The sequence below is a fragment of the uncultured Rikenella sp. genome, assembly GCF_910579375.1.
Classification (GTDB): Bacteria; Bacteroidota; Bacteroidia; order Bacteroidales; family Rikenellaceae; genus Rikenella.
Genome location: NZ_CAJTUJ010000035.1, coordinates 1 through 16156, shown reverse-complemented (window position 1 = coordinate 16156; position 16156 = coordinate 1). Strand labels below are relative to the sequence as shown.

The window sequence follows — 16156 nt, the reverse complement described above, 5'->3', positions numbered from 1 at the left end:
CCCAAATCCAAGCCCCGTGCTCGGCCCGGCGCGGCTCGAAAACCGGCTACGGTTTTCGAGCCCGAAGAACAAGCACAGCCCAACCCACGGCCCAAAGCAAAGCCCAGTTCTCCGTCCAGTGTCGGCCTCACTGCGGCTCCGCTTTCGCTCCGCCACGTTTACCGTCGCCCGCGGCAATTCTTGCCGGATTGGCCGAGCGCCAACCGGCAGAATATGTCCTTTAAACGGGCGGGCGCGCCCAAAGGGCGTTTTACTGGCCGCTTCTACCTGATTCTCTTTTCGCGCGCCTTGCGCGATTCATCTATATTCGGCTCACCGCCGAAATAGTTGAATCGCGTCTTCAGGCGGCGGCGCGCGTCTTTGGCTACGGGAGGAGACTGCCCTCGGGCCGGGCAGGCCCCGCGTGCCCGCGGCGGGCAAATGGCAGCCTCTACCCCCATTCTTTGTTCGCGCGCCTGGGGAAATCTTGTCAAAACGCGCAAGCGCATTTTGACGATTTCCCTCTTAAGGCGTCGGCGCGCGATCTAAACACTGCCCCGGCTGGAACTGTTCTCTTTGTGAACAAAGAGAACCAGAAAAACTTTAGACGGATGCTCACGCATCCTCAAGCTACCGGGAGCCCAACTCGTTACCCCGTTCTCTGTCCCGCACGCTAGCGTGGACAAGGAGCCCCCCTACGCCGTGGCCGGAGTCTCGGACGGAGAGGTCGGATAAGAGATCCGACCGTGATAAATATTGTTCAGCCGAGTCTTGAAAAGCTCTTTGATACGCGTCACCTCGGCGAACGAAAGATCGGCCTGACTCAGCTGGTGCTCGGCGATCTGACGGTCGATGATGCGATCCACCAACTCGTCGATCGTCTCCCGGTCGTAGTTCGCCAGCGAGCGAGACGCCGCCTCGACCGAGTCCGCCATCATACAGATCGCCACCTCTCGCCTCACCGGCTTCGGCCCCGGATAGACGAACTCCTCCGGATGCTCCACCTTGCCGTGCAACCGCTCCTCCTCGACATAAAAATAGTACATCTTCGACGTCCCGTGGTGCCGCGAGATAAACTCCTGAATCACCGCCGGCAGACGATGCTTCCTCGCCAGCGTAATCCCCTCGGTCACATGCGACCGCACGATCGCCGCGCTCTGAGACGGGCTCAGCATCGAATGCGGATTGAAATTTCCCGTCTGATTCTCAACAAAGTAGAACGGATTCTCCATCTTCCCCACATCGTGATACAGCGCTCCCGCCCGTGCCAGCAACGGATTGGCCCCGATCTCCTTCGCCGCGCTCTCGGCCAGCGACGCCACCTGCACCGAATGCTGGAATGTCCCCGGCGCCTTCTCCGCCAGCTGCAACAACAACGGCTGGTTCGTATCCGACAGCTCCAGCAGCGTGATGTCCGACACGAAGCCGAAAACCCGTTCGAAGATGTAGATCAACTGGTAGAAAGCCAGCATCAGGAAAGCGCTCGCCACGAACCACAGCATGCCCGAGTAATCGACGAAAACCGTCCCCCGTTTCATCCACAACAGAGCGACATAGATCAACTCCTGCACCAGCAGCACCGCCCCCACCGCACGAAAGACCCGGTGACGCTGGTAGGCGTGTCGGATCACGAAAATCGCCGTAATCCCCGCCAAAAACTCCACCGTAAAGAATTCGAAACTGAATCGCACGAAGAGCGACGCAATCAGCACCACCGAGATATTGCCGAAAATCGCCACCCGCGTATCGAAAAAGGCCAGCAACAGAATCGCTACCACCGGCAACGGCACCGCATACGGACTCAGGAACTGCGTCCGCACCACCAGCGCCATCAGCCCCGCCATCACCACATAGAGCGTGAAGACGAACAACATCGGTCGCCAGGCCGTAAAATGGTGCTGCGAAAAGTAGGTAAAAAAGACGTAACTCAAGGTCAGCAGCGCCGCCATCACCAGAAAACGACTCAGAAACAGCACCGTCCCGCTAATCCCCCTCCCCAGTCGGTTTTCGTACTCGCGCCGATAAGAGGTCAGCACCGTCGCCGTGTGACGGTCGATCAGCTGCCCCTTCGAAACAATCACCTCGCCCGTCCGCACGATCCCCTCCGTGAGCGACAGCCTCGAAAGAAGCTCCTCCCGCAACCGGGCGTTGAGCGACCGGTCGTAGACGAGCGACGGCGTCAGGTAGCGCGTCGCCTGCTGCGGATCGATCCCCTCGGTCTTTTGCAGGTAATCCATCGCCGTATTGGGCGTGAAAATATCGGTCGCAAACCGCCCCGACAGGACATGGGCACTATCGATCCGCACCATCCGGTCGGTATGGGCCGCCCTGTCGGCCTCGCTCACCACCCCGCGGCCATAGACCCGCCGAAAAGCGCGCCAAATCCGCTCGCGCCGTTCGTCCGACAAAGAGGAATTGGCCGCCAGATCGGCCCGCAGCGTGCGCAGCTGAGCCTCGCCCACCGCCGGATCGAGCCGGAAAACCGGCTGGAACTCCTCCATCAAAGCCTTCCGTTCGGCATTCAGCTGTTCGGCCTCCTTATAGACCGGCACATCGAACGGCGCGACGAGCGTCTCCTCTTCCCACGTCTCGCCGGGTGCGAAATTGAAATTCATGGCTGCCCGCTGCGGCATCATCACCGTGATGAGCAGCGAAACCCCCAACAGCAGACCGATTTTACGTAATATCATGGTTTTTCGAACGTTTTAAATCCCTCGCCGAGCGTCTCGTGCGCATCGACCACAATCATGAAAGCCTCCGGATCGACCTGCCGGATGCGGTCGCGAATGAGCGACACCTCGCGCCGCGACACCACGACGAAGATCATCTCCTTATCCGCCCCGGTGTACATACCGCTAGCCTTGATATAAGTCCCGCCCCGTTCCAAGCCGTCGAGGATGAAGTCACGAATCTCGGCATGCCGTTCCGAAAGGATGAAGAGCAGTTTATCTCCCGATCCGCCGTCCACGATGTAGTCGATCACGCGCGACGAGACAAAGATCGTAACCAACGAGTAGAGCGGCAGCCGCCAATCCCCCAACACGGCTAAACCGAAGAGCACGACCAGCGAATCGACGTAGAGCACCGCCCGACTGATCGGCATGTGGAGATAGCGGGAAGCGATCATCGCGATGATGTCCGTTCCGCCCGACGTGGCATGGGTCTTGAGGATCAGCCCCACGCCGGCCCCCAGCAGCGTCCCGCCGAAAAGGCAGCTGAGCAGCACATCGCCCGCCAAGTCGATCTTGCCGCCGAGCATCGTGGCCGGATCGGAACCGATCATCCAGGTCATCCCGTCCATAATCACCGGCGTGAGCAGCGCCGCCACGACAGTCTTCGCCCCGAACCGGGCCCCGAAGAGCCGGAATCCGATCAGCAGCAGCGGAATATCCATCGACAGCCCGTAGGTACCGACCTGAATCTTCGGGAAAAGATAGTTGAGGACGACCCCCATCCCGTAGACGCCGCCCGGCACGATCCGATAAGGGGTGATAAAGAGGACGTAGGCCGTGGCGATCAGGATCGAACCGACCACGACATAGGCCCACTGACGTATCTGTTGCTGTGTGTTCATGCTCGAAACCTCCGAACAGGATGCTGTGTATGATGCAAATGTAGTGAATTTCCACGCTTCGCCGCAACGGAACGGGCCGGACGGTCGTTTTGCGCCGCCGCACGAACGGAATCGCGCAAAATCATTAATTTTGCTCGCCTGAAACGACACACGATGTTAGACCGCACCCGACAACCCGACTTCCAACTCCCCGACCGGCTGACCGTCCCGGAAACGATCTACTCCGAGCTGCCCAACGGCATCCGGTTCTGGACGATCGACGCGGGGACGCAGCAGCTGTGCCGGCTGAGCCTCGTCTTCGGAGCCGGCACCCGCTATCAGTCGGCCCCGTTCACGGCGTCGGCCGCGCTCAACCTGATGAGCGAGGGAACGGCGCACTACTCGGCGGCACAGATCGCCGAACGGTTCGACTTCTACGGCATCTACTACGACACCTCGATCGACCGCGACTATGCGATCGTGACGGTGAGTTGCCTGAACCGCTTTCTGCCCCGGACGCTGGAGTTGCTGAGCGAGATTCTGTTCGAGCCGCAATTTCCGGAACACGAACTGGAGATTTATGCCGCCAAACGGAAGCAGCAACTGACGATCGAGCGCGAAAAGCCGTCGTATCAGGCCCGGGAGCTCTTCTCGCGGGCGCTGTTCGGAGCCGAGCATCCGTATGGCCGCAGCTCGGCGGCCGAGGCTTACGACGAGCTGAATGCGGGTCTGTTGCGCGAGTTCTATGAGACGCACTACCGGGCCGGGAATCTATTTGCGGTGGCTTCGGGCCGGATCGCGCCGGAGGTACGGAGTGAGATGGAGCGATTCCTGAGCCGCTTCGAGGCGGGCCGGCCGGTCGTCGACCCGGGCGTTCCGCCGACGGAACCGACGAGCCTGATCCGCGAGCAGCGAACAGGGGCGTTGCAGTCGTCGATCCGGCTCGGGCGGACGCTCTTCCCGAAGGAACACCCCGATTTCAACGGGATGCAGGTGGTCGCCACGATTCTGGGGGGCTACTTCGGCTCACGGTTAGTGAAGAATCTGCGCGAGGAGAAGGGGTACACGTACGGCATCTATTCGGCGATGGTGAACCTCCAGCACACGGGCTATTTCGCCGTGGCGACGGATGTCACGGCGGCGGCGACGGACGAGGCGGTGGGCGAGATTCTGCGCGAAGTGGAGCGGCTGCGGACAGAGACTGTGCCGACGGCGGAGCTGGAGATGGTGCGGAATATCATCGTGGGCGAGATGATGCGGATTTTGGACGGGCCGTTCGGGGTGGCGGACGTGACGATCGAGAACGTCCAATGCGGGATGACGAACCGGGCGGTGGAGGCCTTTTTCGACGAGGTGCGACGCATCACGCCGGAACGGATTCGGGAACTGGCCGTTCGGTGGCTCGATCCGGCTGCGTTCAGCACGGTGATTGTCGGGGCATAAGAATTTTCGGGACGGATGGAAAAGATCGTCGCACTGTCCGAAAAGCGGTCGTTCCGAGACCTTTTATTAGAGGCCGATCCGTCGGAAGAGATGGTGGAACGCTATCTGGCCGAAGGAGAGATGTGGGTCTGGCGGGACGACGCGAGGCGAGTGGTCGGTGAGGCGGTGGTGGACACGACGGTCGGCGAAATCAAGAATCTGGCGGTAGTCGCCTCCCGCCGGGGTTCGGGTCGGGGACGAGCCATATTGGACGACCTCTGCGCGCACTACCGGGGCCGGTTCATGAACCTGAAGGTGGGTACGAGCGACGGAGGACGGGGATTCTACGAACGCTGCGGATTCCGTTACTCCCATACGATTTCGAATTTCTTTACCGAACGCTATCCGGCACCGGTGATCGATGAAGACAGCACGTTGTGCCGGGACATGATCGTATTGGAACGACCGCTGTAACTCGTTCTATATATAATAAGAAGCGAATCCGGCGATGGAGCCTTTCGATGCTCTCGCCGGATTCGCTTTTCTTATGCCTATTATAATATAGAATATCCTACAATCCATCTCCCCCCGCCGAGCTCGAAGCATCCTGCATCGGTGCCATCGCTTCGTTCAGCATCTCCATATCCATGTCCTGCCCCCCGCCCGAGACGATGAAGCTGTAGATCATAATCGCGATCACGACCAACGCCGCAATGATGGCGACGATCAGCCACACATCCGCCTTAGTCCGCTGCTGCGGTCGCCGACGCACCGGCGGTCTCCGCCCTCCCGGATACGGTTGCCCCGGCCGGGAAGCTCCCTGTCCCGGTCTCGTCGGCCGTCCCGCTCCCTGAGCCGCACCTCCCGGCCGCCCCTGTTGTCCGGGCTGCTGCGGCTGGCGTTGCGACGGAGGAATCATCCCCGCCTGCTGCTGCATCGGTTGTCCCATCGCCGCCTGTTGCTGTTGTCCCTGCTGCGGCTGCATCGGTTGTCCCGATTGCTGCCCTCCCCGTACCCCCTGCTGCGGCTGCATGGACGGATGGGGTCTCTGCCCCGGTTGTATCGGTCTTTGTCCCGGCTGGATCGGCTGCTGCATCGGTTGCTGCCCCATCGCCTGCTGATGCTGCGGTCTTTGCCCCGGTTGTATCGGCTGTTGCACAGGTTGCTGCCCCATCGCCGCCTGATGCTGCGGCGCCACCGGCTGAGTCCGCATCGGCTGCTGCGGCGGAATCTGCGGCATCTGCGGTTGCTGCTGCCGCATCGGTTGTTGCTGAATCCCCGGATAGGTTCCGAACAGCGAGGACTGTTGTTGCTGCATCTGCGGCTGTCCCGGCTGCCCCATCGGAGGCTGTACCTGTATCGTCTGCGGCCGGGTCATCACCGGCGGTTTGGTCATCACCGGCTGCACGGGCACCGGTTCCGCCTCTACAATCTGCTCCATCGCCGGCTGAGGCTGCTGCGGCGCCTGGCGCGCCATTCGCTCGCTCTCGACCTCCGCCCTGCTCCGCTCCGGCATCACCCCCTCCTTGAGGGTGATCGACCCGTTGGCATCCGCGGCCAACATCCCGACCCCTTCAATATAGTAGCGTCCGGACGAAGACAGCGACTGCCGCACGTAAACGACGAACTCGGCGATCATCCCGCGCGCGTCCTCCGACTCGACCCCGTATTCGCGAATCAGGGCCTCGGTCACCATCCCGTCGTCCTTGCGCAGGAACGGACTGAATACCAGCTGCTCACCCCTCGGCCCCTCCTTTTTGAGAAAGGCGCCGAAATCGGGAATCACCACCCGGCGGTGCTGCGCGATGAGTTGCTTGAGTAGGTTATTGTCCATCGAATGCTCTCTCTAATTTCTCCCAATATTACGAAAAAAAAATCATATGACCAATTTTCGACACTATTTTCCCGGCGGAACGTCATTTTTTACCCCCTCGCACCCCCTTGCCGACACACGTCCGACGACGGCGCGGAACCGACCGAAATAACTCGAAATTAATGACCTTCGACCGTCGGACGTAACGAAAATTATCGCATCTTTGCACTCGATTCGCAAAGAGAGCAAAATCCGGGCCGTCCGGATCGCCCGAATCGAAGCCAGGTAACCGAGTCGCTTATCCACTTCAGACCCCCATCCGGCGAAGATGAAAAACAAGTACATCGACCTCATCGAGCAAACCTTCGAGTTTCCTCAGGACGAATTCAGCGTCGTAGACAACAACCTCAACTTCCACGACGTACCGTTGATGGATATCATCAAACAGTACGGAACGCCGCTGAAGATCAGCTACCTGCCGAAGATCAGCTCGCAGATCCAGAAGGCCAAGAAACTCTTCAACGTAGCGATGGCGAAGGTGGACTACAAGGGGTCGTACAACTACTGCTACTGCACCAAGAGTTCGCACTTCTCGTTCGTACTGGAGGAGGCGCTGAAGAACAAAATCAACCTCGAAACCTCTTCGGCCTACGACATCCACATCATCAACGCACTGTACGACAGCGGGATGCTCGATAAGGACACCTTTATCGTCTGCAACGGATACAAGCGGCCGCAGTATGTCGAAAACATCGCGGGGCTCATCCACGCCGGATTCGTCAACACAATTCCGGTGATCGACAACAAGGAGGAACACGAGCTACTGGACGCTGCGATTCATAAACCGTGCCACGTCGGCATCCGGATCGCATCGGAAGAGGAGCCGAAGTTCGACTTCTACACCTCGCGCCTCGGCATCCGGTACCGCGAAATCAAGAACTACTATCTCGAAAAGATCAAGCCCAACAAGAAGTTCCGGCTCAAGATGCTGCACTTTTTCATCAACACCGGGATTCGCGACACGGCTTACTACTGGAACGAACTTTCGAAGTGTCTGGCGGTCTATTGCGAGCTGAAGAAGGTCTGCCCGGAGCTCGACTCGCTGAACATCGGCGGGGGCTTTCCGATCAAGAACTCGCTCGCTTTCGACTACGACTACGAGTACATGGCGGAGGAGATCGTTGCGCAAATCAAGAACTACTGCAACCTCAACGAGATCGAAGAGCCGAACATCTTCACCGAATTCGGATCCTTCACCGTGGGCGAAAGCGGCGCGACGCTCTACTCGATCATTAACCAGAAGCAGCAGAACGACCGCGAGCTGTGGTACATGATCGACTCGTCGTTCATGACCACCCTGCCGGACACTTGGGGCATCAACCAGCGCTACATGATGCTGCCGATCAACAACTGGGACAAGGAGTACCAGCGGATTTTCCTCGGCGGTCTGACGTGCGACAGCGAAGACTATTACAACGCCGAGGCGCACCAGAACGCGATCTTCCTGCCCAAGCTCTGTCCGGGCGAGACGCAGTACATCGGATTTTTCCACACGGGGGCTTACCAGGAGTCGCTGGGCGGCTACGGCGGGGTGCAACACTGCCTGATTCCGGCACCGAAACATATCATTATCGACCGCGACAAGGAGACTAACGAGTACTATACGCGTCTCTTCGCCAAGGAGCAGAGCTATCGCTCCATGATGCGCATTTTGGGGTATTAATCCGCCAAATACCCGTGCTATGCCCCATCCGCTCGTATCGGTCATCGTACCCAACTACTGCCATGCGCCTTACCTTCAGGAACGGCTCGACAGCATTCTCGGCCAAACCTTTCGGGAGTTCGAACTGATCCTGCTGGACGACTGCTCGACCGACGATAGCCGAACCGTGCTGGAGTCCTACAAAAACCATCCTCAGGTCAGTCACATCGTTTTCAACGAGACCAACAGCGGCTCGACCTTCCGCCAATGGGCCTTGGGATTCGGATTGGCACAAGGGAAATACATCTGGATCGCCGAAAGCGACGACGTCGCCGAACCCGCTTTCCTCAAAAAATGTATCGCCGAACTGGAAAGCGACCCGGCCTGTACACTGGCCTACACCAACAGCATCGCCATCGATTCCGATTCCGTTCCGCTTCCGGGACGGCTGCACAATCGGAAACCGTTTCGAAAAGAGGGACGCCGCTTCGTCATCGAAAAAATGTTCACCGGCAATGCCATCTACAATGCCAGCATGGCCGTGTTCCGCAAAAGCGCGCTGGCGAACGTGACGGAGGATTACGCAAAATACCGCTACTGCGGCGACTGGCTCTTCTGGAGCCGGATCGCCCTCGGCGGACGGGTGGCCTATCTGGCCGAACCGCTCAATCGGTTTCGCCAGCACCACGTAAAAGTTTCGCCACGAGCCGAAGCCGAAGGACTACAATTCATCGAAGGAAAAGAGGTGATCGAAACGCTGTTCCGGCTCACAGGCGTATCCTCCGCGTTCCGTCGCGCCGTGATCGGACGGTGGCTGCAACGCCTCGAACGATTCGGCGACACCGCACGACCGGAACTCTTTCGCCGGGTGCAAAGCCTCTGGCTCGCCGACTACCCGCATCCGAAACGCCTGCACTGCTGGCGCCAATTGTACCACCTGCTGCCGCGTCCGTTCCGACGCTAAAACCATCCTCCTCTTCGCATGATCGAATTTCAGAAAAGAACGCTGGCCAACGGTCTGACCGTCATCGCACACGAAGACCCCTCGACCCCGATGGCGGCCGTCAACGTGCTCTACAAAGTGGGCTCGCGCAACGAAGCATACGACCGGACAGGCTTCGCCCACCTATTCGAACACCTGATGTTCGGCGGCTCGATCCACGTGCCGAACTACGACGAACCGGTGCAGCTGGCCGGCGGCGAGAACAACGCCTTCACCAACAACGACTATACGAACTACTACCTGGCCCTGCCCAAAGAGAATATCGAAACGGCGCTGTGGTTAGAGTCGGATCGGATGCTCTCGCTGGCCTTCAACGAAAAGAGCCTCGACGTGCAGCGCAAAGTGGTCGTCGAAGAGTTCGCACAACGATATCTGAACCAACCGTACGGCGACATCTGGCTACTGTTGCGGCCGTTGGCCTACGAACGACATCCGTACCGGTGGGCGACGATCGGGCGGGAGATCGATCACATCCGCCGGGCGACGATGGAAGAGGTGCGGGCTTTTTTCGACCGCTACTACCGGCCGGACAACGCCATTCTGTCGGTGGCGGGAGATTTGCCGCCCGAACGGGTTTTCGAGCTGGCCGAGAAGTGGTTCGGTGAGATTCCGGCGGGAGGATTCGAACCGGATTCGCTGCCGGCCGAACCGGAACAGACCGCTCCGCGGCGGCTGGAGGTGCGGCGGCCGGTACCGGCTTCGGTGATCTACATCGCATTCCACATGGGCGACCGGCGGAGCCGGGAATACACGGTGTGCGACGTGGCGTCGGACATCCTGAGCAACGGAACGTCGAGTCGGCTCTACCAGCGGCTGGTTCAGGAGGCGAACCTCTTTTCGCAGGTGAATGCCTATGTTTCGGGGGATGTCGATCCGGGCTTGTTCGTCGTGACGGGCTATGTGATGGAGGGCGTGCCGGTGGAGCGGGCCGAGGCGGCTTTGTGGCACGAACTGGAACTCCTCTGCACGGAACCGGTCGGAGCGTATGAATTGGAGAAAGTCAAGAACAAGTTCGAAGCGACTCAGATTTTCAGCGAGTTGAATGTACTGAACAAGGCGATGAACCTGGCCTATTTCGAGATGCTGGGCGACGCGGCCCTGATCGACACAGAGGTCGCGGAGCACAACTCGGTGACGGCGCAGGAGATTCAGGAGGTATCGCGCCGTTTATTCCGCCGCGAAAACAGTTCGACACTGCTTTACCTGGCCGAATCGGCGGAATAAACGCCGCCGTGTCCTTTCACGTTCCACCGCCCCGGGCTACCGCCATCGGGATACGGGCGCGCCGGTGAACGTCAGCGGCAACGGTTACAGCTGGGCTTCCACGGTCAGCGGCACCAATGGCATGTACTTGGGTTTCTACGTGACGTGGCTCAATCCCAGCATTGCGGACGGCCACGCCTACGGTTTTCAGTTGCGGTGCCTCTCGGAATAAACGGAGAAGACGCAACCGCATCTTCATTTTCGTCCGTAATCAGGCCTTCGGCCGCCGGATAAACAGAAACGTCTTATTCTCCGTCCCTTCGCGCAGCCGTTTGATGTTCTTCCGGTGGGTAATCAACAACACCACCGCGACCAAAACACCGAAAAGGAGTTTATAAGGCTGAAATCCGTCGACCAACAGAATATAGAACGGGAAAAGCACTCCTCCCGTCATCGATCCCAACGAGACATAGTGGCTCACCGCCAGCACGATCACAAACGTGGCCAGCCCCATCAGCATCGGTATCGGCGCAATGGCAAGCATACAGCCCGCCATCGTCGCCACCCCTTTCCCGCCTTTGAAACCGGCGAAAATCGGGAAAATATGTCCCAGAATCGCCGCCGCCGTCAGCCCGATTTTCAGGAAAAAGAGTCCGTCGCCCTGCAAGTCGGCCAAATGGGCCAACATCACCGCCCCATACCCTTTTGCCGCATCGATCACAAAGACCGGCAACGCCGCCCGACGCCCCAATACCCGAAGCGTATTGGTCGCCCCGGCATTATGACTGCCGTACTCCCGCACATCGGTGCGGTAGAACCACCGCCCGATCCACACCGCACTGGGAATCGACCCCAGCAAATACCCGCCGATCAACAATAGACAGATGATCCAAATCATAATCGAATCTGTTTCAATAGCTTTCGTAATCCAATCGGCCGCCCCTCCGCGACCTCGTTTCACCGCTCCTCAGACCTTTTCGTCGCCCCGAACCTTTCCCGAGAAACCACCCCCTCACCCATTCCGCCGCCCGCCCCGGGCAACCGCGGATATAGTAATGGCGCGCTGAGCGGCATCGGCTACTACGGTTACAACTGGGCTTCCACGACCAGCAGGATCAGCGGTATATACTTGTACTTCAACGCGACGATACTCCGCCCCAGCGGCACGGCGGGTCGGGCCAACGGTATTCCGTTGCGTTGCCTCTCGGAATAAACGGGGGAAGACCCTACTCTGCAAAAGTAGGAAAAGCGCAGGGAATCGCAAAAAATACCTAAATTTGAACCGTTGCCGTCGTTCCACCAAGACCTCATGTTCAGAAAACTCTTCTTCACCCTCGGACAAATCTACCAAAGCTGGCTCGCCGCTCTGGAAAGCGTAGTCATCAACAAACTCCGCACCGGCCTCTCCCTCGGCGGCGTCACCATCGGCATCTTCGCCATCATCACCGTCTTCACCCTCGTCGACTCGATGGCCCTCCACATCCGCCAGGGGATCGAATCGCTCGGCAGCAACACCCTCTATGTCAGCAAATGGCCGTGGGAAGGGGGCGGAGAGTGGTGGAAATACAGCAACCGGCCGCAGGTCAGCCTCGACGAATACCGCGAGACCCAGGCCCTGCTGCCCCAGGCCGAAGTCGCTTTCATGACCAGTTTCAACCGCACGGCCCGGCACGGGAGCCTCTATGTCGACAACGCAACCGTGCTGTGCGTCAGCCACAACTACGACCGGATACAGACCACCGACATCGAGCAGGGACGCTACTTCACCCCTTTCGAATCGGCACACGGCAGCCGCGTCGCGATTCTTGGGCCGGAAATCGCCGAACAACTCTTCGACGGGAGCGACCCCGTAGGCAAAACCATCCGCATCGGCGACATCAAGCTGCACGTGATCGGCCTCCTGGCCAAAGCCGGCAACAGCGTGGCCTTCAACAGCCTCGACCGGAGCATCCTGATCCCGCTGTCACTGACCGGCAATTTCATCAACCTGCGGTGGGCCCCGACCGACATGGTCATCACTGTCCCCGACGGAACCGATATGGAAAACCTCAAAGCCGAGGTCGGCTCCATCATGCGCCGCCTCCGGCGGCTCAGCCCCCAGACCGAAGACAACTTCGCCCTCAACGAAGTCAGCATCATGAACAATATGTTCGACGAGATGTACCGCAAAATCAACCTCGCGGGCGGCATTATCGGCCTCTTCTCGATCCTCGTGGGCGGCTTCGGTGTAGCCAACATCATGTTCGTCACCGTGCGCGAACGCATCGTTCAGATCGGCATCCAGAAGGCACTCGGGGCACGTCCCTATTTCATCCTCTGCCAGTTTCTCTTCGAAGCGATGATCCTCTCCGTGATCGGCGGAGCGATCGGACTCGCCATGGTCTACATCGGCACCCTGCTGGTCAACCACTTTTCCAACTTCACCCTCGTGCTGACCTTCAGCAACATCCTGCTCGGACTGACCATCGCGTCGATCGTAGGAGCCGTGGCCGGGCTCTTTCCCGCCTGGAGCGCCGCCCGGATGGACCCCGTTCAGGCCATCTCCCACACCTGATAAACTCGGATAAACGAGCTATCTTTGTCCCCTCGTAACCCCGTCGCGCACCCGTTACCGTTGCGCGACCCAACCCGAACGCTTATGAAAAACCGAATCACCCGCCCCTTCGGCCTCCTCGTCGCGGCACTCTTCGCCGCATCGTGCAGCCACGCGCCGGAGAGCGACGATCTCGCCTCGCTGGTCAACCCTTTTATCGGGACGGACGGCCCGGGAAACGTCTACCCCGGCGTCAGCGCCCCGTTCGGCATGGTGCAGCTCTCGCCCGACAACGGCACCAGCGGCTGGGATCGGATCGCCGGCTACTTCTGGCCTGACACCACGATCGCCGGCTTCTCGCACACCCACCTGAGCGGAACCGGAGCAGGGGATCTGTACGATATCTCTTTTATGCCCGCCGTACCGCCGTTCAAAACGGGGAAAGGCGAACTGGGCGTCTACTCCACCTTCCGCCACGACGACGAACAGGCACAGGCCGGGTATTACAGCGTGCTGCTGAAAGATTACGACACCCGGGTGGAACTCGCGGCCACCGAGCGGTGCGGCATGCAACGCTACACCTTTCCGGTGACCGACCGGGCGACCGTCTTCGTCGACCTCTCCAAAGCCATGAATTGGGACTACACCATGGGTTCCTACCTGCGGGTCGTGGACGACCGGACGATCGAAGGATACCGTTTTTCCGAGGGGTGGGCGCCCGATCAACGGGTCTACTTCACGGCCCAATTCTCGCAACCCTTCGCCTCGTACACGATCGACACAGTGGTTTCGGTGCACCGCGACAGCACCTATAACGGCATCCGGAGCCACATCGGACGGTTCGTGTTCCACACCACGAAAGAGAACCGTTCGGTGACGGTGCGGACGGCCATTTCGGCGGTGGACATCGAGGGAGCGCGGCGCAACCTGGCGGCCGAGATGCCGTCGTTCCATTTCGACAGCGTGCGCGCCGCACAACGGGCAGTATGGAACGCCGAACTCGCGAAAATCGAAGTCCGCGGCGGCACGCACGACGAACGAGTCTCTTTCTACACGGCTCTCTACCGGACGATGCTCGCCCCGACGCTCTTCGACGACGCGGACGGCCGCTATTTCGGGCCGGACGGTCGGATACACGCCGGTAAGGTACCGGGCGAGGGGGGGCACAACTACTCGACCTTCTCACTGTGGGACACCTATCGGGCGGCCCATCCGCTCTACACCTTCACGCAGCCGGAACGGGTGAAAGAGATGGTGACTTCGATGCTCGACTTCTACGACCAGCACGGGATGTTGCCCGTCTGGCCGTTGTGGGGCAACGAAACGGACATGATGATCGGCTACCACGCGGTGCCGGTGCTGGTCGAGGCGGCGCTGAAAGGACTCCTGCCGGATTCGACGCTCGACCGGGTGCTGACGGCGTGCGTGGCGACGGCGAACCGGGACGACTATCGGGGAATCGGGCTCTATAAAATGCTGGGCTATGTGCCGGCAGACCTGGAAGCAGAGTCGCTCTCGAAGACGCTGGAGTACGCCTACGACGACCACTGCATCGCGCAGCTGGCGCGGCGGATGGGGCGCGACTCGCTCTACAACGAATTCATCCTGCGGTCGAAGAGCTACATGAACCTCTACCAGCCGGCTTCGGGCTTCATGCAACCGCGGCTCTCGACGAACGAATGGCTGCCGGGCTTCAATCCAAAGGCGTATACGGAGCACATCACGGAGAGCAACGGCTGGCAATACCTCTGGGCGGTGCAACAGGACGTCGAAGGGTTGATCCGCCTGATGCGGGGGCCGGAACAGTTCGAAAAGCGGCTGGACGAGATGTTCACGCTCGATCCGGAGGCGACGGACTCACTGCCGATTTTCAGCACGGGGATGATCGGCCAGTATGCGCACGGCAACGAGCCGTCGCACCATGTGGCGTACCTTTACGATTACATCGGCAAGCCGGAAAAGACGCAGCGATATGTGTCGGAAATCATGCGGACACAATATGCGAACCGTCCGGACGGTTTATGTGGTAACGAGGATTGCGGCCAGATGTCGGCCTGGTATGTCTTCAGCGCGCTGGGATTCTATCCGGTGGATCCGGTGAGCCTGAACTATGCGATCGGGACGCCGCTGTTCGAGGAGTCGATCATCCGGCTGCCGAACGGCAAGAGCTTTACAGTCCGTGCTCCGGGCGTTTCGGCGAAACGTTACCGGATCGAAAAGATGACTCTCAACGGACATCTGCTGAGCACACCGTTCCTGACCTGGCGGGACATCGTCTCGGGAGGCGAGCTGGACATCGTGTTGCGGGAAGAAGAGTAAAGAACTGGGATAACCATTTCCCCACCGCAGGCACGAGAAGGCTGCCCGACCGCCCCATTTCCGCCAGCGCGCGGACAAAGGGTTGGGCCGAGGCTGCCAGTTGAAATGCGTAAGCATTTCCCGTCCACGGGACGTGGGGCCTGCGCGGCCCGAGCGCAGTACCCTCCCGTAGGACAGCCGCGCGCCCCGCCTAAAGAAGCGATTCAACTATTTCGGCGGTAGCCGAATATAGATGAATCGCGCAAGGCGCGCGAAAACGCGGCGGAGCGACAGCGGAGCCGCAGTGAGGCGGACACGGGGCAGTACTTTGGGCCTTGAGTTGGGCAGAACTGTTGGCTGGGCTTTTGCGACTTGCAGAGTCGCGCAGTCCGCCGCCCCGGCAGGCGGAGGGCTGCAACTCGTCGGTGCTCGTTGCTGCTCCCCGCTGGCGGCGAACTACTATAGGCCGAGAGCGAATAGCGCGATTCAGAGAATCGCCGTCCTCGGCGAGAGCGACGCATTAGCAGCGCGTGGAGGGCGCGCCGAGGACGAAGCTCATCGCAAAGAGGCCGTGCTCTTGCGACTCAAAGGGTCGCCGGGCTTGCGGCGGGGCATCTTCGATGCCCGGGCCGGACGCCGCAGCCCGAACT

The 16156-nt window shown here is 59.9% G+C and carries 11 protein-coding genes; 7 read left to right on the top strand and 4 right to left on the bottom strand.

What is annotated here, in order from left to right; translation table 11 throughout:
- Window positions 1-674 precede the first annotated feature (674 nt).
- Both QZ302_RS04915 and QZ302_RS04910 read right to left on the bottom strand, forming a co-directional pair.
- A complete protein-coding gene (locus QZ302_RS04915) occupies window positions 675-2669 on the bottom strand; it encodes an HDIG domain-containing metalloprotein (protein ID WP_294593145.1) in 1995 nt (664 codons plus the stop codon).
- Window positions 2666-3553 carry a YitT family protein gene (locus tag QZ302_RS04910; protein ID WP_294593144.1) on the bottom strand — a complete coding sequence of 296 codons (888 nt, stop codon included), beginning with the start codon at window positions 3551-3553 and terminating at the stop codon, window positions 2666-2668. The genes QZ302_RS04915 and QZ302_RS04910 overlap by 4 nt, the downstream gene beginning before the upstream one ends.
- Before the next feature lie 153 nt (window positions 3554-3706).
- Here QZ302_RS04910 and QZ302_RS04905 point away from each other — a divergent pair, with 153 nt between their 5' ends.
- Both QZ302_RS04905 and QZ302_RS04900 read left to right on the top strand, forming a co-directional pair.
- Window positions 3707-4975, top strand: coding sequence for a pitrilysin family protein (locus QZ302_RS04905; protein WP_294593141.1), 1269 nt, complete (start codon window positions 3707-3709; stop codon window positions 4973-4975).
- 15 nt (window positions 4976-4990) lie between these two features.
- A complete protein-coding gene (locus QZ302_RS04900; RefSeq protein WP_294593138.1) occupies window positions 4991-5428 on the top strand; it encodes a GNAT family N-acetyltransferase in 438 nt (145 codons plus the stop codon).
- A 97-nt stretch (window positions 5429-5525) separates the two neighbouring features.
- On the opposite strand, the gene QZ302_RS04895 is transcribed toward QZ302_RS04900, so the two are convergent.
- Window positions 5526-6788 (bottom strand): hypothetical protein, encoded by a 1263-nt coding sequence (locus QZ302_RS04895; RefSeq protein WP_294593136.1) that lies wholly within the window; start codon window positions 6786-6788, stop codon window positions 5526-5528.
- 307 nt (window positions 6789-7095) lie between these two features.
- Between QZ302_RS04895 and QZ302_RS04890 the strand changes: the two genes are divergently transcribed.
- The 3 genes from QZ302_RS04890 to QZ302_RS04880 are packed head-to-tail and all read left to right on the top strand — an operon-like array spanning window position 7096 to window position 10696.
- Window positions 7096-8490: an arginine decarboxylase gene (locus QZ302_RS04890; RefSeq protein WP_294593134.1), complete on the top strand. Its 1395-nt coding sequence runs from the start codon at window positions 7096-7098 to the stop codon at window positions 8488-8490.
- Between the two features lie 19 nt (window positions 8491-8509).
- Window positions 8510-9433, top strand: a complete 924-nt coding sequence (locus QZ302_RS04885) for a glycosyltransferase (protein WP_294593132.1) — start codon at window positions 8510-8512, stop codon at window positions 9431-9433.
- An 18-nt stretch (window positions 9434-9451) separates the two neighbouring features.
- Entirely contained in the window at window positions 9452-10696 is a 1245-nt protein-coding gene (locus QZ302_RS04880) for a pitrilysin family protein (protein ID WP_294593131.1), read from the top strand.
- Window positions 10697-10946: 250 nt separating this feature from the next.
- On the opposite strand, the gene plsY is transcribed toward QZ302_RS04880, so the two are convergent.
- Window positions 10947-11573, bottom strand: a complete 627-nt coding sequence (gene plsY, locus QZ302_RS04875; protein ID WP_294593128.1) for a glycerol-3-phosphate 1-O-acyltransferase PlsY — start codon at window positions 11571-11573, stop codon at window positions 10947-10949.
- 411 nt (window positions 11574-11984) lie between these two features.
- Here plsY and QZ302_RS04870 point away from each other — a divergent pair, with 411 nt between their 5' ends.
- Both QZ302_RS04870 and QZ302_RS04865 read left to right on the top strand, forming a co-directional pair.
- The gene (locus QZ302_RS04870; RefSeq protein WP_294593126.1) at window positions 11985-13229 is read left to right on the top strand and encodes an ABC transporter permease; all 1245 of its coding nucleotides are present in this window, start codon (window positions 11985-11987) and stop codon (window positions 13227-13229) included.
- A gap of 84 nt (window positions 13230-13313) precedes the next feature.
- On the top strand, window positions 13314-15527 hold the full coding sequence (locus tag QZ302_RS04865; RefSeq protein WP_294593124.1) for a GH92 family glycosyl hydrolase: 2214 nt from the start codon (window positions 13314-13316) through the stop codon (window positions 15525-15527).
- The last annotated feature ends 629 nt before the right edge of the window (window positions 15528-16156 follow it).